Annotated in this window: 21 protein-coding genes and 2 tRNA genes; 9 read left to right on the forward strand and 14 right to left on the reverse strand. The window is 64.9% G+C overall.

Features of this window, described 5'->3' with window-relative positions; genetic code table 11:
• Nucleotides 1–2: 2 nt before the first annotated feature.
• On the forward strand, nucleotides 3–404 hold the full coding sequence (locus tag IPQ13_12475; GenBank protein MBL0211706.1) for a four helix bundle protein: 402 nt from the start codon (nucleotides 3–5) through the stop codon (nucleotides 402–404).
• 633 nt (nucleotides 405–1,037) lie between these two features.
• Here the strand turns inward: IPQ13_12475 and IPQ13_12480 are convergent.
• Nucleotides 1,038–1,130 (reverse strand) — tRNA-Ser (locus IPQ13_12480).
• Between the two features lie 83 nt (nucleotides 1,131–1,213).
• Here IPQ13_12480 and IPQ13_12485 point away from each other — a divergent pair.
• From IPQ13_12485 to IPQ13_12505, 5 genes are all read left to right on the forward strand, one after another.
• Nucleotides 1,214–1,301: transfer RNA gene (locus tag IPQ13_12485), tRNA-Ser, on the forward strand.
• A gap of 454 nt (nucleotides 1,302–1,755) precedes the next feature.
• Complete coding sequence (locus IPQ13_12490; protein ID MBL0211707.1) at nucleotides 1,756–4,029, forward strand: bifunctional (p)ppGpp synthetase/guanosine-3',5'-bis(diphosphate) 3'-pyrophosphohydrolase; 2,274 nt, start codon at nucleotides 1,756–1,758, stop codon at nucleotides 4,027–4,029.
• Nucleotides 4,013–4,672 (forward strand): NUDIX domain-containing protein, encoded by a 660-nt coding sequence (locus tag IPQ13_12495; protein ID MBL0211708.1) that lies wholly within the window; start codon nucleotides 4,013–4,015, stop codon nucleotides 4,670–4,672. Before IPQ13_12490 ends, IPQ13_12495 begins: the two co-directional genes overlap by 17 nt.
• A 72-nt stretch (nucleotides 4,673–4,744) precedes the next feature.
• Nucleotides 4,745–7,870: a protein kinase gene (locus IPQ13_12500; protein ID MBL0211709.1), complete on the forward strand. Its 3,126-nt coding sequence runs from the start codon at nucleotides 4,745–4,747 to the stop codon at nucleotides 7,868–7,870.
• Nucleotides 7,871–7,889: 19 nt separating this feature from the next.
• The gene (locus tag IPQ13_12505; GenBank protein MBL0211710.1) at nucleotides 7,890–8,303 is read left to right on the forward strand and encodes a hypothetical protein; all 414 of its coding nucleotides are present in this window, start codon (nucleotides 7,890–7,892) and stop codon (nucleotides 8,301–8,303) included.
• Between the two features lie 616 nt (nucleotides 8,304–8,919).
• On the opposite strand, the gene IPQ13_12510 is transcribed toward IPQ13_12505, so the two are convergent.
• From IPQ13_12510 to IPQ13_12520, 3 genes are read right to left on the reverse strand one after another with little or no spacing between them, the layout of a single operon-like run.
• Nucleotides 8,920–9,525: a DUF1211 domain-containing protein gene (locus IPQ13_12510; protein MBL0211711.1), complete on the reverse strand. Its 606-nt coding sequence runs from the start codon at nucleotides 9,523–9,525 to the stop codon at nucleotides 8,920–8,922.
• Complete coding sequence (locus IPQ13_12515) at nucleotides 9,522–10,310, reverse strand: enoyl-CoA hydratase/isomerase family protein (protein MBL0211712.1); 789 nt, start codon at nucleotides 10,308–10,310, stop codon at nucleotides 9,522–9,524. Before IPQ13_12515 ends, IPQ13_12510 begins: the two co-directional genes overlap by 4 nt.
• 19 nt (nucleotides 10,311–10,329) lie before the next feature.
• A complete protein-coding gene (locus tag IPQ13_12520; GenBank protein MBL0211713.1) occupies nucleotides 10,330–11,070 on the reverse strand; it encodes a gamma-glutamyl-gamma-aminobutyrate hydrolase family protein in 741 nt (246 codons plus the stop codon).
• Between the two features lie 93 nt (nucleotides 11,071–11,163).
• On the opposite strand from IPQ13_12520, the gene IPQ13_12525 reads away from it, so the two are divergent.
• On the forward strand, nucleotides 11,164–11,643 hold the full coding sequence (locus tag IPQ13_12525) for a single-stranded DNA-binding protein (protein MBL0211714.1): 480 nt from the start codon (nucleotides 11,164–11,166) through the stop codon (nucleotides 11,641–11,643).
• A 105-nt stretch (nucleotides 11,644–11,748) separates the two neighbouring features.
• Here the strand turns inward: IPQ13_12525 and IPQ13_12530 are convergent, their stop codons facing one another.
• Genes IPQ13_12530 through IPQ13_12565 form a run of 8 tightly spaced genes read right to left on the reverse strand, consistent with a single transcriptional unit; the run spans nucleotide 11,749 to nucleotide 17,594 of the window.
• Complete coding sequence (locus IPQ13_12530; protein ID MBL0211715.1) at nucleotides 11,749–12,357, reverse strand: hypothetical protein; 609 nt, start codon at nucleotides 12,355–12,357, stop codon at nucleotides 11,749–11,751.
• Nucleotides 12,320–13,135 (reverse strand): ParA family protein, encoded by an 816-nt coding sequence (locus tag IPQ13_12535; protein ID MBL0211716.1) that lies wholly within the window; start codon nucleotides 13,133–13,135, stop codon nucleotides 12,320–12,322. The genes IPQ13_12530 and IPQ13_12535 overlap by 38 nt, the downstream gene beginning before the upstream one ends.
• Before the next feature lie 6 nt (nucleotides 13,136–13,141).
• Nucleotides 13,142–14,077 (reverse strand): response regulator, encoded by a 936-nt coding sequence (locus IPQ13_12540; protein ID MBL0211717.1) that lies wholly within the window; start codon nucleotides 14,075–14,077, stop codon nucleotides 13,142–13,144.
• Nucleotides 14,077–14,838 (reverse strand): FprA family A-type flavoprotein, encoded by a 762-nt coding sequence (locus IPQ13_12545; GenBank protein ID MBL0211718.1) that lies wholly within the window; start codon nucleotides 14,836–14,838, stop codon nucleotides 14,077–14,079. The genes IPQ13_12540 and IPQ13_12545 overlap by 1 nt, the downstream gene beginning before the upstream one ends.
• A 37-nt stretch (nucleotides 14,839–14,875) precedes the next feature.
• Nucleotides 14,876–15,241, reverse strand: a complete 366-nt coding sequence (locus tag IPQ13_12550) for a roadblock/LC7 domain-containing protein (GenBank protein MBL0211719.1) — start codon at nucleotides 15,239–15,241, stop codon at nucleotides 14,876–14,878.
• 29 nt (nucleotides 15,242–15,270) lie between these two features.
• Nucleotides 15,271–16,032 carry an FprA family A-type flavoprotein gene (locus IPQ13_12555; GenBank protein ID MBL0211720.1) on the reverse strand — a complete coding sequence of 254 codons (762 nt, stop codon included), beginning with the start codon at nucleotides 16,030–16,032 and terminating at the stop codon, nucleotides 15,271–15,273.
• A 40-nt stretch (nucleotides 16,033–16,072) separates the two neighbouring features.
• Nucleotides 16,073–16,438, reverse strand: coding sequence for a roadblock/LC7 domain-containing protein (locus IPQ13_12560; protein MBL0211721.1), 366 nt, complete (start codon nucleotides 16,436–16,438; stop codon nucleotides 16,073–16,075).
• Nucleotides 16,439–16,454: 16 nt separating this feature from the next.
• Nucleotides 16,455–17,594, reverse strand: a complete 1,140-nt coding sequence (locus tag IPQ13_12565; GenBank protein MBL0211722.1) for a PAS domain-containing protein — start codon at nucleotides 17,592–17,594, stop codon at nucleotides 16,455–16,457.
• Between the two features lie 280 nt (nucleotides 17,595–17,874).
• Between IPQ13_12565 and IPQ13_12570 the strand changes: the two genes are divergently transcribed.
• Nucleotides 17,875–20,655, forward strand: coding sequence for a PAS domain S-box protein (locus IPQ13_12570; GenBank protein MBL0211723.1), 2,781 nt, complete (start codon nucleotides 17,875–17,877; stop codon nucleotides 20,653–20,655).
• Nucleotides 20,656–20,701: 46 nt separating this feature from the next.
• Nucleotides 20,702–22,000, forward strand: coding sequence for an asparagine--tRNA ligase (gene asnS / locus IPQ13_12575; GenBank protein ID MBL0211724.1), 1,299 nt, complete (start codon nucleotides 20,702–20,704; stop codon nucleotides 21,998–22,000).
• Between the two features lie 24 nt (nucleotides 22,001–22,024).
• Here asnS and IPQ13_12580 read toward each other — a convergent pair whose 3' ends face one another.
• Together IPQ13_12580 and IPQ13_12585 are read right to left on the reverse strand one after the other, a co-directional pair.
• Nucleotides 22,025–22,279 (reverse strand): DUF493 family protein, encoded by a 255-nt coding sequence (locus tag IPQ13_12580; GenBank protein MBL0211725.1) that lies wholly within the window; start codon nucleotides 22,277–22,279, stop codon nucleotides 22,025–22,027.
• 26 nt (nucleotides 22,280–22,305) lie between these two features.
• Nucleotides 22,306–22,725 carry a hypothetical protein gene (locus IPQ13_12585; GenBank protein ID MBL0211726.1) on the reverse strand — a complete coding sequence of 140 codons (420 nt, stop codon included), beginning with the start codon at nucleotides 22,723–22,725 and terminating at the stop codon, nucleotides 22,306–22,308.
• Between the last annotated feature and the right edge of the window lie 88 nt (nucleotides 22,726–22,813).

The following is a 22,813-nucleotide window of genomic DNA, read 5'->3' on the forward strand; positions in this document are numbered from 1 at the left end:
ACATGATCCGTGAACCTGAAAGCCTTAAAGTCCATGCCCTGGCGGATGCGCTGGCTCTGGACATCCACCGCGCCACCACTTCCCTTCCTGAACTGGAGCGGCTGATCTTCGGCGCCCAGTTGCGGGGAGCCTCCCTCGCCGCGCTCCTGCATATCCGCGCCGGGTGCGCCAAGCCAGCCGCGGAAGCCTTCCTGTCGGAGCTGGAGGAGTCCGCCTCGGCCGCCGCCCAATGCCACTACCTGCTCACCCTGGCGCGCCGGGTCGGGATGCTGCCCGAAGCGGAGTGCGGGAAGCTGGAAGAACAGGCTCTCCACCTGGTGCGTTCCCTTCTGATGCTCATGAAGGCTGAACGCAGCCGGCAAAGGAACCGGGCCCTGAAGGCGGAACCAGTGGTGGTGGCCTGATCAGGACGGTCCTGCGCTGCGCAAAAAAAGCCGCGGTGGACACGAGGATGATGTCGGCCCGCCCGATCCGTGGGGATTCACTCCGCGCTTGCGCGCTCCGTTCCGCGGCACTGGCTGCGGGCGGGCATCCGCCTGCGGCGGACCGGTCTCGACGCTCTCGCGTCTCGACCTTGCCCTACCCCCGCGCCATTGCCGTTCGAATCCCCCACTCTCCGCCAAAAAAGCCGCGGTGGACACGAGGGCGATGTCGACCCACCCGATCGGTGGGGATTCACTCCGCGCTACGCGCTCCGTTCCGCGGCACTGGCTGCGGGCGGGCATCCGCCTTCGGCGGACCGGCTGCGAACGCTCTCGCGTCCTCCGCCTTGCCCTATTCCCCGCGCCATTGCCGTTCGAATCCCCCACTCTCCGCCAAAAAAGCCGCGGTGGACACGAGGGCGATGTCGACCCACCCGATCGGTGGGGATTCACTCCGCGCTACGCGCTCCGTTCCGCGGCACTGGCTGCGGGCGGGCATCCGCCTGCGGCGGACCGGTCTCGACGCTCTCGCGTCTCGACCTTGCCCTACCCCCGCGCCATTGCCGTTCGAATCCCCCACTCTCCGCCAAAAAAGCCGCCTTTCGGCGGCTTTTTTGGCGGAGAGTGGGGGATTCGAACCCCCGGTCCCGGTTTACCCGAGACTTTCGCTTAGCAGGCGAACCCATTCGGCCACTCTGGCAACTCTCCTGGACCTTCAACCTTACCTTTGGAGGCTTGGCTCGGCAAGGATTCTTGCGTGGTGGGGGGGCGGGCCTGCATGATGGAGGAAGGGTGGGATGGCCGAGCGGTTTAAGGCACCGGTCTTGAAAACCGACGACGGGCAACCGTCCGCGAGTTCGAATCTCGCTCCCACCGCCAAATTTAATCGGGCGGAGCCCGCTCCAAATCGGTGGGAGCGGGATTCGAATCGGCAATGGCGGGGCGGTAGCGATAGGTTTTGACAGGACTAGATGTCCTGTCAAAAACGTGATCGCGGCCCCAGCCATGCCGCGTCGGGTACCGGAATCTCGCTCCCACCGCCAAAATTAATCGGGCGGAGCCCGCTCCAAATCGGTGGGAGCGGGATTCGAATCGGCAATGGCGGGGCGGTAGGCCCCCCGGAACGCGCATGCGCGTGCAGGGAAAAGGGCCGGCCCCAGCCATGCCGCGTCAGGCACCGGAATCTCGCTCCCACCGCCAAATGAAACCGGGCGGAGCCCGCGCCAGATCAGTGGCAGCGGGATCCGGATCGGCGATGGTCTATTCCCTGCAAGATCTGGAGATCTACGCCCTAGCCGCTGGCGTTTCGGGACGGACTAACTGAAACTGGGGCATGGCCGACGGCGCGGTTCCTCAGGATCTTGCCCTCCGGGAGGGGGAGGGAACGGCTGCGGATGAGCTCAACGACACGAATGAGCTGAACAACCTGAGCATCGCCTGCGGACCCGATTCCTGCCTGACACTGGAAGGGGCCTACGCAAAGGTGAAGGAGGCCTTCCGGACGCACCACCCGGATGGCGACATGGCCCTGCTGGACAAGGCCTTCAAGGTGGGGCGGGAGAGCCATCGGACCCAGGTGCGCAAGAGCGGCGAGCCTTACTTCTTCCATCCGCTGGCGGTCTCCCTGAGCCTGGCGGAATGGCGCCTGGACGCCGTGAGCGTGGCCTGCGGAATGCTCCACGACACCGTGGAAGACACGCTGATGACCCTGAACCAGGTCAAGGCGCAGTTCGGGGAGGAAGTCGCCGAAATCGTCGATGGCCTCACCAAGATGAGCAAGCTGGACTTCACGGACCGGCACCTGCTGAACGCCGAGAACGTCCGCAAATTGCTCGTGGCCATGGGCAAGGACGTCCGCGTCCTGCTGGTCAAGCTGGCGGACCGCCTGCATAATATGCAGACCCTGGGTGTGATGAGGGAGGAGAAGCGCCGCCGCATCGCCCGGGAGACCCTGGAACTCTATGCGCCGCTGGCGAACCGGCTCGGCATGTGGAACGTGCGCAGCCAGCTGGAGGATCTCGCTTTCGCCAACCTGGAGCCCGAGCGCCACGCGGAATTGAACGCGGCGATCGAATCCAAGCGGCTCAAGAGCGCCGCGCTCACCACGGAAATCCAGAACACCCTCGAATCCGCGCTGAAGGAACAGGGCATCGCGGCCACGGTCTACGGCCGGTCCAAACATCTCTTCGGGGTCTGGAAGAAGATGGGCGCCCAGGAGAAGGGCCTGGAGGAGATCCACGATTGGCTGGCCTACCGCATCATTTGCCCTGACCGCGCCTCCTGCTACACCGCCATGGGGCTCGTCCACGCGCTGTACAAGCCGATCCCCGGGCGCTTCAAGGACTACATCAGCCTGCCGAAGGACAACGGGTACCAGAGCATCCACACCTCGGTGGTGATGCCCTCGGGCGATGCCTTCGAGGTGCAGATCCGCACGCCGGAAATGCATGTCCACGCCGAATCGGGCATCGCCTCCCATTGGACCTACAAGGAAGGCCGCATCGCCAACCGCATGGAGATCAACCAGGTCGCCTTCCTGCGCCGCATGGTGCAGTTGCACCAGGACTCCAGCGACAGCCGGGAGCTGGTGGCCAGCCTGAAGGGCGAGCTGAGCTTCCGGCGCATCCAGGTGTTCACCCCGAAAGGGGACGTGAAGAGCCTGCCGGAGGGCGTGACTCCCATCGATTTCGCGTATGCCATCCACACCCAGGTCGGCCACCATTGCGTCGGCGCCAAGGTGAACGGGCGGATGGTGCCGCTGAAGCACATCCTGTTGAACGGCGACCGGGTGGAGATCCTGACCCGCCCGGACCACAGGCCCTCGAGGGACTGGCTCGCCATCGTCAAAAGCCCCAGCGCCAAGAGCCGCATCCAGGGCTTCATCCGCGAAGAGGAACGGAACCACGCGGTCCAGATGGGGAAGGACCGGCTGGAGCGCGATGCCCATGCGGCGGGCATCCATCTGGACCACCCCGATGTGAAGGCCGTTCTGGAAAAGCGGCTGGAGGAACTGAAACAGCCGAATTGGGATGCATTTTATGCGCTGGTGGGTTTCGGCCGGCTCACGTCCCATCGCCTGTTGGAGCCGCTCCTGCCCGCGCCGCAGCGGGTGCGCGCGCCCAAGCCGCCCAAAGCGGGGGTGGAAGAAATCTTGGTGGACGACACCGCGGGCGTGCTCTACCACCTGGCCCAATGCTGCAAGCCCATCTGGGGCGATGAGGTACTGGGCTACGTGACCCGGGGGCGGGGCGTGGCCATCCACCATGTCAATTGCCCGCAGTTCAACGCCTCGACCCTGCACACCGCGCGCCGGGTGAACGTGGGCTGGGGCAAGCAGGGGAATTCGGAATTCGATACGGAAATCGCGCTCACCACCGAGGACCGGCCGGGCATGGTGCTCGCCATCAGCGAGGCCATCCAGCGCTTGAACATCAACATCCAGAAGTTCCAGGGCAACACCACGGAGCTGGGCGGCGGCCTGTTCCATATCGCGCTGCGGGTGAAGGACCGGGTGCATCTGGTGGAGCTCCTATCCGTGCTGCGCCGGGTCCGGGGCGTCTATACCGCCGAGCGCGTGCGAGGGAGCGTGTTTGGAAAGGTCGTCTGAAGCCGGGGTTCCGAGCCGGGTGTGGACGCCGCCGCAGGACGCGCCGGCGATACCCTGGCGGACCATCGAGCGGAGCCTGGTGCTGCCGCAATCCTGGCCGGATCCGCACAAGATCAGTTTCCGGATTCCCGAAGGCCCCCGTCGGGCGGCGGTGGCGGTGGTGCTCTGGGGGGATGAGGCTGGCGCCCGGAAGATCCTGCTGGTCCAGAGAGGGTTCAGCGCGCCGCAACATCCCGGCGAGATCGCTTTTCCCGGGGGCATGGCGGAGTCCGAGGACAGGGATTTGAGGTGGACGGCACGCCGGGAGCTGGCCGAGGAACTGGGCGTGCAGGAAGACCTTTGGGAGCTGGGCTGCTTCCCGGATGGCGTGGCCAAGGCGCACACCCGCTTCACGCCGGTCCTCTTCCGTTGGGAAGCGCCCAGGCCATCCTGGCAGCTGGGCAGCGAGATTTTCGACGCGCTGCTGCTGCCATTGCGCTCCTTGCTGGATGCGCCCTGGTCCACGGAGATACTGGACCGCCAAGGCCTCGCCCTGGAAATTCCCCGGCTGGAATTGCCCCAGGCTCCCCTTTGGGGGGCCACGGCTTTCGTGCTCAGGACCTGGCTGGATGTTTTGAAGGAGGTTTCCGGGGAGGGGATCTAGCCCGAGCGCCTGGAGCTGGAAGCTCGAGCCTCATGTCCCCGGCCAATTCCGATAGGCTGGTTCTTCACCGACATGATCAGACATCTGCTCGAAGACCGCATACTCTACCTTGCCTTCCGGCGGGGCTGGCTGCGCCTGGGCGAGGGCGACGAGGTGCTCTGCCAGGAGCTGGAATGGAACCCGGATGAGGCCCTGGCACGGCTGGTGAACGAAAAGCGGCTGGATGCAGCGCAGATCAAGACCTTGGAGGAGGATGCCCGCCGGGAATTGCGCGTCTGGCAGGACATGACCCACGACGAGCTGCCGCGCCATGACTCCATCTCCCCCACCGCCACAGCCCTGGGAAATTCACCGAGCCAATCCGGGGAACACCGGCTTTGGGCCAAACTGTCGGGGATCCCCGAGGGGGAGCCTTGGGGCCCCTACCGCCTGCTGAACGTCCTCGGCGAGGGCGGCATGGGGAGGGTCTACAAGGCCATGGATCCCGTGCTCTCGCGGCCGGTGGCGCTGAAGATCCTCCAGCGCACCGGGGGGCATAACCTCGAACGTTTTTTCAACGAGGCCAGGGCCCAGGCCCGGGTGGAGCACCCCTACGTGGCCAAGGTCTTCGCCATGGGCGAGGCGGAAGGCTTGCCTTTCATCGCCATGCAGTACGTCAACGGCACCACGCTCAAGGAAGCCACCGGCAAGCTTCGGCTGGAGGAGAAGGTGCGGCTCATGGCGCAGGTCTGCGAGGGCGTCCACGCGGCCCATCGGCTCGGCATCATCCACCGGGACCTGAAGCCCGGCAATGTGATGGTTGAAAAAACGCCCGACGGGGAGTGGCAGCCGCTGGTGCTGGATTTCGGCCTGGCCTGGATGCCCGAGGGCACCGCCCTGACCCAGGCGGGACAGACCGTCGGAACCCCGCAATACATGAGTCCGGAACAGGCGCGCGGACAACCCTTGGACCGCCGCTCGGATGTCTACGCCCTGGGCGTGACCTGCTTCGAATTCATCTGCGGCCGGGCGCCCTTCGAAGGCGACCAGCCCTTGGACATCCTGCGCAAGGCCACGGAGACCGAGCCGCCAAGGCCCCGCACGCTGGTTCCGGACCTGCCGCTGGATCTGGAAATCATCATCCTCAAGGCGCTGGAGAAGAATCCGGCGGACCGCTATGACTCCGCGAAGGCCATGGGCGACGATCTGTACCATTACTTGAACGGCGAGCCCATCTTCGCCCGGCCGCTCTCGCGCACGGGACGGATGAAGAAGTGGGTGAAGCGCCATCGCCTTCTTTCCAGCGTGGTGGGGACTTCCGCCGCGACGCTCATCCTCGTGGGAGGATTCAGCATTGCGGCAGTGGTGCGGAGCAAGGCCCAGGCCCGGGCCGCGGCCCGTTTTTCCCAGGAATCCGAGCGTCTGGAATCGTTGCTTTCCAAGGTGTATGCCTTGCCGGCGCACAACGTGCAGGCCGTGGAAGATGAAGTGCGCCGTGAGTTGGACCGCCTGGAAGTGGAGATCAATGGCCAGGGCCGGGACGCCGAAGGTCCGGGCCGGTTGGCCCTGGGCCGGGCGCATCTGGCCCTGGGCGACCTGGAAGACGCCCACAGCGAACTGAGCCGCGCCTGGGATTCCGGCTACCGGACGCTGGAGGTGGCTGAATCCCTGGGTCTCGCCAAGACAGGGCTCTACCAGGCCTCTCTGGCCTCCGTCACCGGCCCTGACCGGGAGGACCGGCGCAGGGAACTGGAAGACAGCCTGCGGCTGCCGGCCCTCGATCTGCTCCGGCGCGCCAACACGGGCGAGCGGGGCCTTCCGGCCCTGGCCGCCGCTGAACTGGCGCTCACCGAAGGGCGCTATCTCGAGGCGCTCGATCTTTCCAAAAAGGCCAGGGAAGCCTATCCATGGCTCTACCAGTCCCATCTTTTCGACGCAGAGGTCCGGTTCACCCAGGCCGCGGCGCCCATCGCCGCGCGGAATTTCCAGGAAGCGATGCGGCTGATGGCCATGGCCGAAACCGACATCGCCAAGGCCAAGGAGATCGGCCGCAGCGCTCCCGCCGTCTACGAGATGGAGGCCCGGCGCCGGGCGGAGGCCATCCACCTGCTCATGAGCTCCTCCAGCGCGAAGCCCGGCGACCTGGAATGGGCCAAGGCAGGCTGCGACGAGGCTTTGCGCATCCGTCCCCGAAGCTGGAAGGCGCTTGGAAGCCAGGCTTCCATCTACCTGTTCTGGGCCGGCCAGATGGAAGGCTGGAAACAGGATTCTCTCCCCTTTTCCGGGTCTGGAATCCGGGCCGCCAACCAGGCCCTGGCTTTGAATCCGAAGTCCAACGAGGTGCTCAGCACCCTGGCCTACCTCTGGTGGCGCCAGGCGCAACTGCTGGAACTCGCGGGCCAGGATCCCCGTCCATCGCTGAGCAAGGCGGTGGAGGCCCTCCAGCGCGCCCTGCAGCATCCGGAGCAGGCGGCGACGCTCCATCAGCGCATGGGCAACTGCTACACCACCCAAGCCTTTTTCGAGCTGCGCAACGGGGAATCCCCGGATGCCGCGGTGGACGCGGCGGAACGGCAATTCGAGGAAAGCGTCCGCCTGAAACCTTCAGGGCAGGCCTTCTCGGACCATATCTGGGCCCTGGGCGTGAGGGCCCAGGCCCAGGTGCTGCGGGGGGAGGACCCCGGTTCCACCCTGCAGGCGGCTTCGGGCCTCTTCGAGAAATCGCAGCGCCTGACGCCGGACTATTTCTTCGCGCAGACGAATCTCGCCGACATCGTGGTCCTCCACGCGGAATACATGGTGGACCAGGGCCGGGATCCCAGCCTCGAATTGGACCGGGCGGAGGAACTGGCCCGCGCCGCCCAGAAGAATAAATCGGCTCTCGTCTATGCGCTGCCGAATCTCGGGCAGGCCTCGCTGCTCCGGGCCCGCTGGAAGCTCAAGCAAAAGCTCGACCCTTCTCCGGATTTGGCCTCCGCGCGGCGCTATTTCGAGCAGGGGCACCGCGAAAAACCGGATCAGTTTTGGCCTCGGAAGGGGCTTCTGGCCTGCCGGCTGGAACAATTGAAGGCCCGCAGGGGGTGGGACGGAACCGCCTTCGAGCGGCTGCGCGCGGACGCGAAAAAAATGTCGCTGGTCCAGGCGAAGGATCCGGGTATCCGCGCCCTGCAGGCGCGCATCGAGGAATTCGGCAAAGGCCGATCCACCCCCACGGTTTGAATTCAAAAGGAGGCACACCATGGCAGTCGAAGCTTTCAAAGCCAGCCGTTTCACGAAAGGGAATTTCCTGTTCCCCACCGTCATCGAGATCACGGATACCGCGGTGGTCAGGCGATTGCGCCGCTGGTTCACCGTGAACGAGATGAGCATCCACCTTCAGAGGGTGGCCTCGGTGCGCATCGAAACAGGATTGATGTGGAGCGACATCCTGATCGAAAGCACCGGCGGCAGCGATCCCATCGCGAGCCATGGACACTACAAATCCGACGCCAAGCGCATCAAGGAGCTGATCGAAGCCGCCCAGAGCAGCCAGCCATCCGGAGGTCCGGACAGCGGCACTGACGATGGCCCCACCAAGGCCTGCCCCTTTTGCGCGGAGACGATCAAAGCAGCGGCGAAGGTCTGCAGATACTGCGGCAAGGATCTGGGGTGAAAGGAGCCTGGGGGGGTTTGGGGGGGCCCCCCGGGGGGGGGGAATTTTTCGGGGCTCGGGGGGGCCCCCCTTCTTCGGCGGGGGGGGGGTTCCGGGGGGGGGGGGGGGGGGGGGGGGGGGGGGCGCCGGGGGGGGGGGGGGGGGGGGGAGGGGTGGGGGGGGGGGGGGGGGGGGGGGGGGGGGGGGGGGGGGGGGGGGGGGGGGGGGGGGGGGTCGCCCTCGCCAGGGCCAGAGGGTGGGCGGGCCGTCGGGGGGGGGGGGGGGGGGTGTGGGGGGGGGGGGGGGGGGGGGGGGGGGGTTTTTGGGGGGGGGGGGGGGGGGGGAGGTTGGGGGGGGGGGGGGGGGCGGGGGGGGGGGGGGGGGGGGGGGGGGGGGGGGGGGGGGGGGGGGGGGGGGGGGGGGGGGGGGGGGGGGGGGGGGGGGGGGGGGGGGGGGGGGGGGGGGGGGGGGGGGGGGGGGGGGGGGGGGGGGGGGGGGGGGGGGGGGGGGGGGGGGGGGGGGGGGGGGGGGGGGGGGGGGGGGGGGGGGGGGGGGGGGGGGGGGGGGGGGGGGGGGGGGGGGGGGGGGGGGGGGGGGGGTTGGGCCTCCGCCGCCGGGCGGGTGCCATCTTGGCGCCTCAGGCCCGTTTGAACAGCGTAAAGACAATCGCGGCGATAGCGGCCACCACGATGGTTGAAACCAGGCCGAAGGGCAGGGCGGCCGGGATGGCGCCTACGATGAAGATGGCAAGCCCCAGCAGATTACGTTTGTGGGCCATGCGGATTTCTTTGGGGTCCCAATCTTCTCGGATCAGACCACTTTTTCGGGCAATGACGAGGAACATCACCTGGCAAACAAGGATGAGCCCCACCACGGGCATGTAGACCACCAACGTGCCGAAATTGCCCAGATAGCGGCCGAAGAGGGCCGCGGCGAAGGGGAACGAACTCACCAGCGCCAGGAAGGCGAAGGTGATCACGAGCAAGGGCAGATTGAAGGCTGTGACTTTTTCCGCCAACCGGTGATGCCAGACCCAGAACAGCCCGAGCATGAAGAAGCTGAGGAAGTAGGCGATGGCCGTAGGCAGCGCGTGGTGCAGGGATCCCAGCAACTCCGCCGCAGACTTCGGATTCGCGAGCTCCGGGACCTTCACTTCCAGGATGAGCAGCGTCATGGCGATGGCGAAAACGCCATCCACCAGGGTTTCCACCCGCGCCTTGGACATGCGGAAGGGGCTGCTCATGCGAACTTCGGCATCCGCTTTTCCACGAAAGCCGTCAAGCCTTCCCGGGCGTCCGGGCTCTGCATGGTGGCGGCCATCTGGCGGCCTTCTTCCTCCAGCAGCGCCAGAAGGCTTTCAGGGGTGTGGCCTGCATTGCGGAGCGAGCTCTGCTTGATGCGGGCGAACGCCTCGCTGGGGCCGTGGGCCAGGCGGACGCACATGAACCGGAGGACGTCTTCGAGGACTTCGGCATCCACGATCTGGTTCACCAGGCCAAGATCATAGGCCCGCTTCGCATCGATGCCTTCGCCCGTGAGCATCAATTCCAGGGCGATGGCGGGGTTCACCAGCATGTTGAGCATGACGCTCCCGCCCCAATCGGGATGCAGGCCGATCTTCACGAAAGCCATGCTGAAGGCCGCGTCCGGCGTGGCGATGCGGATGTCGGCGCCGAGCGCCAGGCTCATGCCCGCGCCGGCGGCCGGGCCCTGGACCACCGCGACCACGGGCTTGGGCAAGGTCTTGAGGCCGTGGGAGACTTTCGCCCCCAGGGTGAGCAGGGCCTTCATCTCTTCGATGCGGCCCTCCTGCAGGCCCTTCAACATCCAGCCGATGTCGCCGCCCGCGCAGAAACCCCGGCCGTTCCCCCGCAGCAGAAGCGCCTTCACGCCGGGCTCCGCGGACCTCGCCAATCCCTCCATGAAGCCTTCGGCCATCTCGGGAATGAGCGCGTTCAGCCGGTCCGGGCGGTTGAGCGTGAGGATGCCGATGCGGTCTCGGATCTCGAACAGGACGGTATCGTTCATGGCTGCTCCGGAAGGCCGATCACTTGCTCGCCATCATGTAGGAGTAGTCCTGCACCGCGGCCACGAAGCCATGGAAGAGCCCCCGGGCGGAGGAACCAGCCTTGCTGCCCAATTCCATCAGGTTCTCGGGATGCCATTGGACCCCGACCACCCAGCGGTCCATGTCCTTGGCCTCGATGCCCTCCACCAGCGGCTTGCCGTCCTTCAAGGTTTCCGGATGGAAAGCCACGGCCCGGAGATCCGGTGCCAGGTCCTTGACCGCCTGATGGTGCCGGCTGTTCACGGGCACCGACGCGGCTCCGAGCAGCTGGAACAGCCTTGAATTGTGGGTGACGGACACGGTATGGCGCACCTCGGGGACATCCGCGGAACCATGCTGGTGCAGGGACGGCTCGCAGCCGAAGTGGTCCGGGATGTCCTGGATCATGGAGCCCCCCAGCGCCACATTGAGGATCTGCTCGCCCCGGCAGATGCCAAGGATGGGGATGCCCTTTTCCCAGGCGGCCTTGATGAGCGCGAGTTCCATTTCATCGCGCTCATCATCCAATTGGGCCTTGGGGTGCAGGTCCTCGCCCCAATATTTCGGATTCACGTCGCCGCCGCCCGAAAGCAGCAGGCCGGCCACGCCGTCGAGGCTGGGGGCCGGGTCGGTGGGCGAAACCAGGTGGATGGGCTTATGCCATCCGGCCACGTGGATGGCCGGGACATAATTCCGCGTTCCCAGCTGCTTGTTTCGGCAGGTTATGAGGATGCTTGACACATTTACTCCTAAGAGGATCATTAGCACCCTACACCCCCTCAGATTTCCTGAGAATCGGGTTTGCACGGCGGAGAGCTCTGCCGAGGAGGACGCATGTCTGGATCTTTGAACAAAGTGATGTTGATCGGGAACCTCGGGAAGGACCCCGAACTCAAGGTGACACCTTCAGGGCAGCCGGTGGCCAGGTTTTCCGTGGCCACCACGGAGACCTGGAAGAACCCCCAGGGTGAAAAACAGAGCAAGACCGAATGGCACAATATCGTGGTCTGGGGCAAGCAGGCCGAGGTCGCCGAGAAATTCCTGCGCAAGGGCAAGCAGATCCTGGTGGAGGGCCGCATCCAGTACCGCGAGTACACGGACCAGGCCGGTGTGAAGAAGTACATGACCGAAATCCGGTGCGACCATTTCGTGATGCTGGGCCGCATGGATGAAGGCGGCGGCCAGCGCGAAGGCGGCTACAGCCGGGCCGGCTCCGGCGCCTCGAATGCAGGCGCCCATCCGGGCGGCGGCCAGGACTTCGACGACATGGCGCCGGCGCCTTCAAACGGCTACGACGACGACATTCCGTTCTGATCCGGCCGGCTCGTGTGGCTCCAGGAGGGGGGACGGCCTGCCATCCCCCCTCCTGGAACATTTGCCGTCAGGGTTTAGGTGGCCGCAGCAAGGTGTGAGGTAATTTCACTGCTCTGTAGGCATCCCCACGGACCCTGATGCGCAGAACCGCTCCAGGACCAAGCTCAATTTGCGCTGGGTGTCCTGGACGGGCGGCCCGGAGACGAAAATCCCCAGGGTGAAACGGCCGCCGTCGCTCGCCGCCAGGCGGAAGCCGTACATCACGCCCCCGGACAGATCCAACGCCAACGCCGGGCTGGATCCCTTGTCGTCCATAGAGTCGGCCTGTTCGAAGGCCATCATGAGCCTTGCGCCCACGCCCTGCATTTCGTCCTGCGGCAGCGCGCCGCGCCCCCCCACGATCAGGCCGCTCGGGTCCATCAGAAGGGCCATCTCCGCGTGGGACTCCCGCGCGCATTCCGCCAGGAAGTCGTTCCAGGCCACGGCGCCGAAGCCGGCAACCGGCATGGGATTGATCCTCCTCGATGGCTCCGGCGGGCTGGGCGGTGCCGCGGCAACCGGCGTGGAAGGCTGTGGGAGGCGCGTGTACCGGTAAGGTTCCACCGGCTGCGGACTGCCCGAGGGCCGCTTCCCGCCCGTGAGCCTGAAGCTCAGGCCGCAGGCCTCGGCGAGGTCATCAGAGCAATTGGCGGTCGGCTTGCTGGGATTGCCCATCGGAACCTCCCTTGAGTTGGGCGATGAGGCTCAGCACCTCGATCGCGAGCATGTCGAAGCGGCGCGCTTCGGGCGATTGCGGGCCGCCCAGGAACGACAATGGCAATCCCCGCTGGCTGGCGGTCTGGATGATGTCCGTGCGCGGAATCATCGATTCGAGGACGCCGGAGAAGCCGCCCCACAGCTCTTCGGCCACGCTGCGCGAGGAATCCTTCCGCAGGTCCAGCTGCGAGATGACGATGCCCATGAATTTCAGGCGCGGATTCTCATGCGCGCCCACATGCTCGATGACGCGGAGCACCTGGTTGATCGAACGGAGCGCGAGGGGCTCGGCCTGGGCCGGAACCAAGGCGAAATCCGAGACCGACAGGGCCGCGCGCGCAGGCAGGCCAAGGCCTGATGGGGTGTCGATGACCACCACTTCGTAGTGCTCGGCGAGCGGCCGGAGGATGGACTCCAGCCACCCCGGGCGGTGGATGGACTCCTCGAAATAGGCTGCGTCCACCGGGTCGAGCCTGCCCCTGGGGAGCAGCGACAGGCACTCCAGCTTTGTGCGCATGACCGCTTCGGTGGGCTGGAGCTTCCCGCTTAGCACCTCGGTGAGGCCTTCGAACGCGGTCTCCCCCCTCGCCAGGGAGAGGCCGATGCCGCCCTGGGGATCCAGGTCCACCAGCAGGACGGATTTATGCTGTTCCGCGAGCGCCGTGGCGAGGTTGAGGGCCAGGGTCGTCTTGCCCGCGCCACCCTTCTGGCTGACGATTGAGATGATGTTTCCCATAAGGCCTCACATGCTCCCGGTTTTGAGCCGGGCGCGGATCTGTTCGAGCAGCTTGAGATTGGCGTTCACCGATTTGTCGTCCGGTCGCAGCTCGCGGCAAGCGGTGAACTTGTTCCAGGCGCCATCGTAATCCTTCGCGAGCAGTGCGCGGACGCCGTCGTCCCACAATGTGGAGAATTCGTCTTCGGCGGGAGCTGCGGGCGGGGGTTCCGGACCGGGCGCGCTGCCGGGAAGGCGGGGAGGCTCGGAGACCGCATCCAGGCCGTTATCCATGTCGAGGGCCGTCTCGAGCAGCAGTTGCTCCAGGTTGCCATCGATATCCCTCGGTATCTCCTCGTCCACCACGGACGTGCAGGTGATGATGGCATCCGGCACGCGCAGCAGCCTGCGGAAGGCCGCGAGTCCTTTGCCCTCCTCGTCCGCCGCGCTCCATGGACTCCCATTCTTGACCAGGAGCCGGCCCGTGGCGCTGACGGACCGCAGCTCAAGCGTCAGCGAATGCCGTCCCATGCAGGCGAGCTGGAGGTAGTCCGCAAGGGAGAAGGGGCCGCCCACGGGGTGCTTGGCCGTGATCCGCTGGCGAACTAGATTGCGTAGATCCTCGATGCCGACCGGTTTCTCCAGCACGTCGATATCAGAACGCTGCGGGATCTGGGACCGGTAGGCGCGGACGTAGCCGGAAACGAAGGCGATGGGAATCCGTTGGGAGCGCAATCCCAATTCGCCCACCAACTCCAGGCCCGAACGGTCGGGCAGGTCGATGTCCGAGAGAATGAAGTCCGGCAGCGTCCGGTCGATTTCATCCAGTGCCTCCCGCAAGGTGCCGGCGCCGGCCACCTCGACTCCCGTCAGTTTGGAGATGCCCCGGATGACCGAAGCGCGCAGCGGCTCCTCGTCTTCGATGACGAGCACCCGGAACACGGCTCCAAGATTCTGAGTCATCAGGCGGTCGGCAGCTGGTAGACGTCGTCGAGGAGGTCCACGCCCGCTTCGAGCTGGTCGCACCAGTCGATGAAGCGCGCGACCATCTCCCGGCCGCGGAAAAAAGCGCCGTGCTGCGGGGCGATGATGTCGATGTCGAGCTGCCGGACCATCCTCGCCCAATTCCTCGCCGCCCGTCCGGCCGACATGTAGCGCGTGTGGAAGCCCTTCATGTGCTTGATGTGCGCGTCGAAATCAGGCACCTCGATATAGCTGTGTCCGACCGAGGCGCCCAGGTCGCCCGAGTAAAGGATCCGGGACTCTGGATCGTAGATCTGGTGGTTGCCGGACGAGTGGAGGAAATGGGCCGGCAGCACCATCAGCTTCAATCCGTCCAGGTCCAGGAACATGCCTCGGTCCGGAATGCCTTTCAGCCGGTCGACCACCAGCCGGTCGAGACCGAAGTGAGGGATGAAGCGCAGCCACAGATCCGATGAATAGGCCACCGCGTCGGTGGTCATCAGCCACCCGTTCACCGCCGCGACGATGTCGGGATCCTCGTGGGAGAGGAACAGGTGGGTGAGCTTGGCGCCGCCGATCTCGGCCATCGTCGCTGCCAAAGCCTTGCTGTAGACTTTGTGCCCGCCAGGATCGAGGATCATGGCGCCCTTGCCATGGATAATCAGGTGCTGGTTGGCCTGCACCGCGGCCTCGCCTTGCAGGAAGTCTTCCAGCAGCACGTTCTTGTGGGAGCCGCTCTCGAAAAGGATGGTGGATGCCATGACCTTCCTCCTTGCCCTTGCACAGGCTCCTGCGTGGTTAGAGGGTCTTCTTGATGTTTTTCACCGCGTTCGACATGTCGAGGAAGATGAGGCCCAGCTTCGCCTCGCGGGTCGTGAGCACGATCAGCATGGTGCCCTGCGCCGCGGCCACCATGATCGCGTAGCCATTTTCGCCGCGGATCAGGACCTGCTCCAGGCCGCCGCGGGCCAATTCGGCGGATACGCGGGTGCCGAGCGAGAGAAGGGTCGAACTCATGCCTGCCACCCGCATCTCGTCGACATGCTGGGGCAGGACGCTGGCAATCATCAATCCGTCTTCCGAGACGAGCGCGCTGGCTTCGATATCGGGCGTCTCCGCCTGGAGCGTCCGGAGGATCTGGTTCAAGTCGTCGGTTCTTGACATGTTGGCTCCTATCGGGCTGATTTGCGGCGTTAGGCGGTCGGCACCCGGTAGATGCCATCGAGGAGGTCCATGCCCGCGTCGAGCTGGCTGCACCAGTCGATGAACCGGGTGGCCATTTCCTTGCCGCGGAAAATAGCGCCGTGTTGCGGGGCGATGATGTCGATGTCGAGCTGCCGGACCATGTTCGCCCAGTTTTTAAGCGCGCGGCCGCCGGACATGTAGCGCTTGTGGAACCCCTCCATGTATTTCAGGTGCGCATCGAAGTCCGGGACTTCGATATAGCCCTGCCCGACGGAGGCCCCCAGGTCGCCTGAGTACAGCACCCGCGATACCGGATCGTAGACCTGGAAGTTGCCGGGCGAATGGAGGAAATGGGCGGGCAGCACCGGGAGCTTGAGCCCGTCGAGGTCCAGGATCATTCCCTGGTCGGGAATGCCGAGCAGCCGATGGGCCACCAGCTGATCGAGCCCGAAATGCGGAATGAACCGAAGCCAGAGGTTGGAGGCGTAGGCGATGGCGTCGGTGGTCATCAGCCAGCCGTTCACCGCCGCGACGATGTCGGGATCCTGGTGCGACAGGAAGACCGTCGTGAGCTTGGCGCTTCCCAGCTCGGACATCATGGCCGTCAACGCTTTGCTGAAGACCTTGTGGCCGCCCGGGTCGAGGATCATCGCGCCCCTGCCATGGATGATCACGTGCTGGTTGGCCTGCACAGCCAGATCGCCAGTGGAGAAATCCTCCAGCAACACATTTTTATGGGAGTCGTTCTTGAAAAGGATGGTTGATGGCATTTTTCCTCCTTGCGCCTGAGGTGCGTAGCCTGGGGCCGGGTCAAAGGGCCTTTTTGATGTTTTTCACGGCATTCGACATATCGAGGAAGATCAGCCCCAGCTTCGCCTCGCGGGTCGTGAGCACGATCAGCATGGTGCCCTGCGCCGCGGCCACCATGATCGCGTAGCCATTTTCGCCGCGGATCAGCACCTGCTCCAGGCTCCCGCGCGCCAATTCAGCCGACACCCGCGTGCCGAGCGAAAGCAGGGTGGAACTCATGCCCGCCACCCGCATCTCATCAATGTGCTGGGGCAGGGCGCTGGCGATCATCAGTCCATCTTCAGAGACGAGCGCGCTCGCTTCGATGTCGGGCGTCTCCGCCTGGAGCGTCCGGAGGATCTGGTTCAGGGTGTCGGTGCGCGACATGGTGCCTCCTGCTGCGCTAAGTGTTTTTCTTCAGTTCTCGAATCGGGATCTCGATCTGAACACTGGTTCCCCGCCCTTTCATGGAAGTTATTTCGAGTTTTCCTCCGGTTGATTCCACGAGCCTGTTGCAGAGCGCCAGCCCTATGCCCGAGCCCTGGGGTTTGGTGGAGAAGAAGAGCTCGCGGCACCGGGATAGTACCTCCTCCGACATGCCCGTGCCCGTATCAAAGACTGTGAGCTGGAGCACATTTGATCCGGGCGGAAGCGAGAGGGTCAGGGTGATGACTCCGTGGGGGCCGCAGGCATGGATCGAATTCATGACGAGGTTGAACACGATCGCCCGGATGGCGGAGGTTGAGATCGGCAACAGCGGCAGCACCGCCGCCTCGCAGCGGAGCTCGACGCCTTTTTTTCGCGCCTGGGGCTCCAGGATCGAACACGCGTCCTGCACGGCATGATCAATGGCGCTTGGCCGCCCCGCCCACAGGTCAGCCTGGAAGCGCCCCACGCCATCCAGGGTGAGTCCCAGGCGCCGGACTTCCATGAGCACTGCGTGCAACTGCTCCTGGAGCGGCCCGCTGCTCTCCTCCGCCAGCAGCTCGATCATCATGTTGATGGACGCCAGAGGGTTCTTGAGCTCGTGGAGCATGGTCGGAAGGATGTCTCCCACCGCCGCCAGTTGCAGCAGCCGGTCCCGCTCCTGACGCATTACCTCGATCGTGGTGATATCCCGGAAAATGACACAGAAGATGTCCTCACTCACCTTCGCCAGGTTGAATCCGATGTGCTTCACTTCGCCCGACGGATTCCGCACCATCAAGACCTGTTTCCCCTCCTTGTCCCCCTCGGGCGGCCATCCGCCGGGGAAGGGGGGGAACAGCAGGGTGAGCGGCATCCCGATGACTTCGATCTTGTCGCGTTCCAGGACCTTGGCAGCCCGCTGGTTGCAATAGGCGATGGAGGCATCCCGGGTCACCACCAGGACCGCGCTGGGCAGGGCCTCCAGGATCAGGCATTGGCTGTCGAAGGAGAGGCCCCGCACCTGGGACAGGAGCTGGCGCTGGCTTTCCAGGTCCTTTCCGGCGCTGGCCGCTGTGGCCTCTGCGTCTACCTGGGATGGAGCTGGTTGTCCGCTCCCTGCGCCACCAACTTCCATTGGTGGCGTTCCCCGCGGATCGCTTTCGGGGGGTTGGTGCATGGGCAACCGGGTGGCGCGGAACAAGAATGCTTTTATGGCTGGACAACCATACAAGGAAATAGATCATCTGTCCTATTCCTTATATTTTCAATCATTAGGCATCCAGGTGCTTTCCATGGATATTGAACGAATGGATGTTTGATCCGAACGCTACACTTGATGGCTCTTTCGCCGGAAGAGGATGCCCATGCCCCCTGTGGATGCGATCCCGCCCCCCGATCCCTCCGAGGCTGGAGAAATGGATCCTGGCTTGGCCCGGGCCGCGCAGGCGCTCGTGGATAAATACGAGACCGTTTTCAGGCTGGCGCCCCATGCGGTGAACCTGACCCGCCTGGAGGACATGAAAATCCTGGATGTCAACGATGGATTCCTCCAGATCACGGGCTTTTCCCTGGATGAAACCCTAGGCAAAACCGTGTTGGAGCTCGGCCTTTGGGCGGATCCCGAGGCCCACGACGCCCTCGGCGGACTCCTGATGGAAAAGGGCGGGTTCACGGATTTCGAGGCCCGGCTGCGCATGAAGGATGGCCGGGTGATCGTCGGCCTGATGTCCGGCCGGATCGTCGATGTGGGCGGCACCCCATGCGCCATCACGGTCACCCGGGATATCACCGAGCAGAAAAACGCGGAAGAGGAGCTCCGCCGGCTCAACCGCGCCCTGCGGGAAAGCGAAACCACCTACCGTGGCATTTTCAATGCCGTGGCCGAGGCCATCTACGTCCAGGACCGGAGCGGAAAGATTTTGGATGTGAATGAGGGCGCCGCCGCCATGTACGGCCTGCCCCGGGACCGGCTCATCGGCCTGACGCCGGACCTGCTCGCAGCTCCGGGCATGAACGACCTTCCGCGGGTGATGGGACAACTCCAGCGGGCCTTCGAGGGCGAGCCGCAGCAGTTCGAATTCTGGGGCCGCCGCGCCAATGGCGGGGTCTTTCCGAAGGATGTGAAACTCTATCCGGGCGTCTACTTCGGGCAGGACGTGGTCATCGCGTTCGCCATGGACATCACCGAACGCAAGCTGGCGGACCAGACCCTGCGCCAGGTCACGGAGCGGCACCGGGGCACGGCCAATCTGCTGCGGATGATGTGCGACAACGTTCCGGACCTGATCTGGGCCAAGGACAACGAAGGACGCATCCTGTTCGTGAACAAGGCCACCTGCGACATCCTGCTGGGCGCGCGCGACACGAGCGAGCCCCTGGGCAAGCCGGACCAGTTTTTCGCCAAGCGGGAATGCGACGCGCATCCCGACCGCGAGGACTGGTTCACCTTCGGAAAGCTGTGCCAGGACTCCGATGCGGCCGTGCTCGCGTCTATGAAGCCCCAGCGCTCGGATGAATATGGCAATGTGCGGGGCGAGTTCCTCTACCTCGATGTCTACAAGGCCCCCTTCCTGAACGAGCAGGGCCAACTGCTCGGCACCGTCGGCAGCGCCCGGGTGGTGACGCGGGAAAAGCAGATCGAAGCGGAACTCCAGCGGGAACGGGACCTGTTCCTGGCCGGACCCGTGGTGGTCTTCCAGTGGCAGTCCAGCGACGGTTGGCCCGTGTCCTATGTGAGCCAGAACGTGGCCGAACTGCTCGGCTACACGGCCGGTGAAATGACCGCGCCCGATTTCCGCTATGCCGCCCTGGTCCACCCGGATGACCTGGCGAGGGTGGGGCAGGAGGTGGCGCAGTACCTGCAAGATGGCGCGCCCCACTGGCAGCATTCCTACCGCGTGGTCACGAAGCAGGGCGACGTGCGCTGGCTTTCGGACCACAGCGTTCCCGAGCGGGACGCGGACGGCCGCCTCGTGGCGATCCATGGCTACGTGGTGGACCGGACGGACCTCCATCAAGCGGAGGTGGCGCGGATCGCCCTGGACCGCCAGCTGCTCCATGCGCAGAAGCTGGAAAGCCTGGGCATCCTGGCCGGCGGCATCGCCCACGACTTCAACAATCTGCTCACCGCCATGCTGGGAAACCTGAATCTGGCGGAGATGAACCTCGCGGAGGATTCCCCGGCGCTGCCCTATCTGGCCACCATCGAAAAGACGGTGATGAAGGCCTCGGATCTCACGAAACAGATGCTCGCCTACTCCGGCAAGGGGCGATTCGTGGTGATGCCCCATGACCTGAACACCGTGGTGCAGGAAATGCTGCACCTCCTCCAGGTGTCCATCACCAAGAAGGTCAGCCTCCAACTGGACCTGGCTCCGGAACTTCCGGCCTTCCAGGCGGATGTGTCGCAGATCCAGCAGGTGGTGATGAACCTGGTGACCAATGCCTCGGACGCCATGGGGGATGCCGAGGGGACCATCAGCATCAGCACGCGGCGGATGGACCTCGATGCCCATGCCATCGCCACGGAGCTGCCCAACCAGAACCTCGCGCCCGGAGCCTATGTGGTCCTCGAGGTAGCCGACAACGGATGCGGCATGGACCTGGAAATCCAGGCCAAGATCTTCGACCCCTTCTTCACGACGAAAGTCGCCGGCCGCGGGTTGGGCCTCTCGGCGATGCTGGGGATCATCCGAGGCCACCAGGGCGGCATCTTGATCCGCAGCGAACGCGGCAAGGGCTCCAGCTTCCAGCTCTTCTTCCCGGCGTGCACCGGCGCCGCGGCTCCGAGGACGAAACTCGACTCGGACTACCAGGGCCAGTTCACGGGCACCGTGCTGCTGGTGGACGACGAGGAGGCCGTCCTGAACGCCATGGGCTCCGCCCTGAAATTGTTCGGGTTCCAGGTGCTCACCGCCGCGGACGGAATCGAAGCCCTGGAAATATTCAACGCCGAAGCTGGAAGGCTCAAAGTTGTGCTCATGGACCTGACGATGCCGCGCCTGGACGGCGCGACGACCTTCCTGGCGATGCAGGAGTCCCACCCGGAGATTCCCGTGATCCTGAGCAGCGGGTACGACGAGCATGATTTTTCAGAGGCCTTCCAGTTCAAAGGCCTCGCTGCCTTCCTCCAGAAGCCCTATCAGCTCAAGGAGCTCCGCAAGGTGCTCTACCACGTTCTGGGGACGAACGTTTGAACAAGCCAGGCCTGGCAAAGTAGTCTGAAGGTCTGGAGTTCATTCAATGCCATCCCAATTCTCAGAAGTGCGCCACCTGAAATCCCTGGCCGGGGAAACCGTCTCATTGCGGGGCTGGGTGCGCAACGCCCGCACCTCCAAGACCCGCTTCATCGAGTTGAGGGACGGCTCGGGTTTCGTGCAGTGCGTGGTGGGCGCCAACGATGCGGATCCGGAGAGCTACGAGGCCGCCGGCAAGCTCACCCAGGAATCGGCCATTTCCATCACCGGGATCGTCCAGCAGCACCCCAAGACGGGGGAGCCGGAAATCCTGGTGAAGTCGCTGCAGCTCATCGCGCCTTCCGTGGACTACCCCATCACGCCCAAAGACCACGGCATCGAATTCCTGATGGACCACCGCACACTTTGGCTGCGGTCGAAACGCCAGTGGGCCATCATCCGGGTGCGGCACACCATCGTGAAAGCCATCCGCGACTTTTTCGACGAGGACGGATTCACGCTGCTCGACGCGCCCATCCTCACCCCCAGTTCCTGCGAGGGCACCAGCTCGCTCTTCGAGACGGACTACTTCCACGAGGGCATGGCCTTCCTCAGCCAGAGCGGCCAGCTCTACCAGGAGCCGGGCGTGCCTGCCTTCGGCAAGGTCTACTGCTTCGGGCCCACCTTCCGCGCCGAAAAGAGCAAAACCCGCCGCCACCTCACGGAATTCTGGATGGTGGAGCCGGAGATGGCTTTCGCTGGGCTTGAAGACGTCATGCAGCTCGGCGAACGCATGACGAAGTTCATCCTCCAGCGCGTGCTGGAAGGACGGCAGGAAGAGCTGAAGGTCCTGGAGCGCGACACCGCGCCCCTGGAGAATGCGCTGCATGGGACCTTTGGCCGCATGAGCTACACGGACAGCGTTGCCAGGCTCAAAGAGCTGGGAAGCGACATCAACTGGGGCGAGGATTTCGGCAATGACGATGAAACCATCCTCATGAACTCCATGGAACTCCCGCTGTGGGTGCACCGGTTTCCGAAGAGCTTCAAGGCCTTCTACATGGCCTTCGACCCCGCCCAGCCGGATCTGGCGCTGGGGGCCGACCTGCTGGCCCCGGAGGGCTACGGCGAGGTCATCGGCGGCGGGGAGCGGTCCTCCGACATCGACTACCTGCTGGCCCAGATCGAGCACCACGGCCTGAACCGCGCGGACTACGAATGGTACCTGGATGTCCGCCGTTTCGGCGGGGTGCAGCACGGAGGCTTCGGCATGGGCCTGGAACGCGCCGTGGCCTGGATCTGCAAGCTGCCACATGTAAGAGAAACCATCCCCTATCCCCGCATGATGGGCACCCTCAGGCCCTGAGGGAGCCCTCCACCAGGTGTTTCCTCACAACTGCATCACGTATCCCGGCAATTTCGCGATGGCCTCCCGGAGGGGCCTTTCGGCCTCAGCGTGGGGCAGGGCGACCCAAAACGTGAAGCTGATGTATGCCCCCTTGCAGTTGGCCTGATGCTTTTCGTCGCCATCCCGCTGCGGCCCCAGGTGGGCCAGGATCAGTTCCGCCACCATCCCGGCCATCAGTTCGTCCTTCCGGCCGATGACCTTGATGGGGACGCGCTGGGGGAAATCGGACTCGGCCATGAATTCTGTTTTTCCGGAACGCGCGCTCAACCTGCGGTTGGAAAGTTGCTTCGGCGCAACAGGGCCAGGAAGGTCTGCTCATCCTCGGCCTCGAAGTGCAGCTTGAACTTCAGGAGGATTTCCCGCAGGTGTTCACGGTGGCTGAGGCCTCCGAGGGAGGAATCAGCGATCGCCTCCAGGCCCTCGATGAAGTGGCTGTGCGCCTTCTCGTGGTCCTTGCCTGGCTCGTAGCGGTGCCAGGCCATGAGCTCGTCTTCGGTGCGGACGTGGGTCCGCGTCATCTCCAGGAAGGCGCCGAACACGGAGCTGAGCTCCAGCTCAGACCCGGGGAGCTGCCGGTCGAGGCACTCATGGATCCGGTTCGCCAGGCGGAACAGGGTCCTGTGCTGGGCGTCATAACCCAGCAGGCCTGTTTCGTATTGCTCATTCCATTCGATGAAGGCCACGCTCATTCCTGAATTGCGACATTTCTTCGGTGCCTGACTCGATCAAGACAGAGATGGAGTCTAGCAATCAGGAGCTAAGCATACCGTT

It is taken from the genome of Holophagaceae bacterium, from assembly GCA_016720465.1.
GTDB lineage: Bacteria > Acidobacteriota > Holophagae > Holophagales > Holophagaceae > JANXPB01.

Coding starts and splice junctions, on each gene's coding strand:
- IPQ13_12530 (MBL0211715.1), bottom strand. CDS start 12,357: ATGGGCAATCCCAGCAAGCCGACCGCCAATTGCTCTGATGACCTCGCC.
- IPQ13_12565 (MBL0211722.1), bottom strand. CDS start 17,594: ATGGAAGTTGGTGGCGCAGGGAGCGGACAACCAGCTCCATCCCAGGTA.
- asnS (MBL0211724.1), top strand. CDS start 20,702: ATGCCATCCCAATTCTCAGAAGTGCGCCACCTGAAATCCCTGGCCGGG.
- IPQ13_12505 (MBL0211710.1), top strand. CDS start 7,890: ATGGCAGTCGAAGCTTTCAAAGCCAGCCGTTTCACGAAAGGGAATTTC.
- IPQ13_12490 (MBL0211707.1), top strand. CDS start 1,756: ATGGCCGACGGCGCGGTTCCTCAGGATCTTGCCCTCCGGGAGGGGGAG.
- IPQ13_12580 (MBL0211725.1), bottom strand. CDS start 22,279: ATGGCCGAGTCCGATTTCCCCCAGCGCGTCCCCATCAAGGTCATCGGC.
- IPQ13_12500 (MBL0211709.1), top strand. CDS start 4,745: ATGATCAGACATCTGCTCGAAGACCGCATACTCTACCTTGCCTTCCGG.
- IPQ13_12515 (MBL0211712.1), bottom strand. CDS start 10,310: ATGAACGATACCGTCCTGTTCGAGATCCGAGACCGCATCGGCATCCTC.
- IPQ13_12540 (MBL0211717.1), bottom strand. CDS start 14,077: ATGACTCAGAATCTTGGAGCCGTGTTCCGGGTGCTCGTCATCGAAGAC.
- IPQ13_12560 (MBL0211721.1), bottom strand. CDS start 16,438: ATGTCGCGCACCGACACCCTGAACCAGATCCTCCGGACGCTCCAGGCG.
- IPQ13_12555 (MBL0211720.1), bottom strand. CDS start 16,032: ATGCCATCAACCATCCTTTTCAAGAACGACTCCCATAAAAATGTGTTG.
- IPQ13_12570 (MBL0211723.1), top strand. CDS start 17,875: ATGGATCCTGGCTTGGCCCGGGCCGCGCAGGCGCTCGTGGATAAATAC.
- IPQ13_12535 (MBL0211716.1), bottom strand. CDS start 13,135: ATGGGAAACATCATCTCAATCGTCAGCCAGAAGGGTGGCGCGGGCAAG.
- IPQ13_12475 (MBL0211706.1), top strand. CDS start 3: ATGATCCGTGAACCTGAAAGCCTTAAAGTCCATGCCCTGGCGGATGCG.
- IPQ13_12525 (MBL0211714.1), top strand. CDS start 11,164: ATGTCTGGATCTTTGAACAAAGTGATGTTGATCGGGAACCTCGGGAAG.
- IPQ13_12510 (MBL0211711.1), bottom strand. CDS start 9,525: ATGAGCAGCCCCTTCCGCATGTCCAAGGCGCGGGTGGAAACCCTGGTG.
- IPQ13_12550 (MBL0211719.1), bottom strand. CDS start 15,241: ATGTCAAGAACCGACGACTTGAACCAGATCCTCCGGACGCTCCAGGCG.
- IPQ13_12545 (MBL0211718.1), bottom strand. CDS start 14,838: ATGGCATCCACCATCCTTTTCGAGAGCGGCTCCCACAAGAACGTGCTG.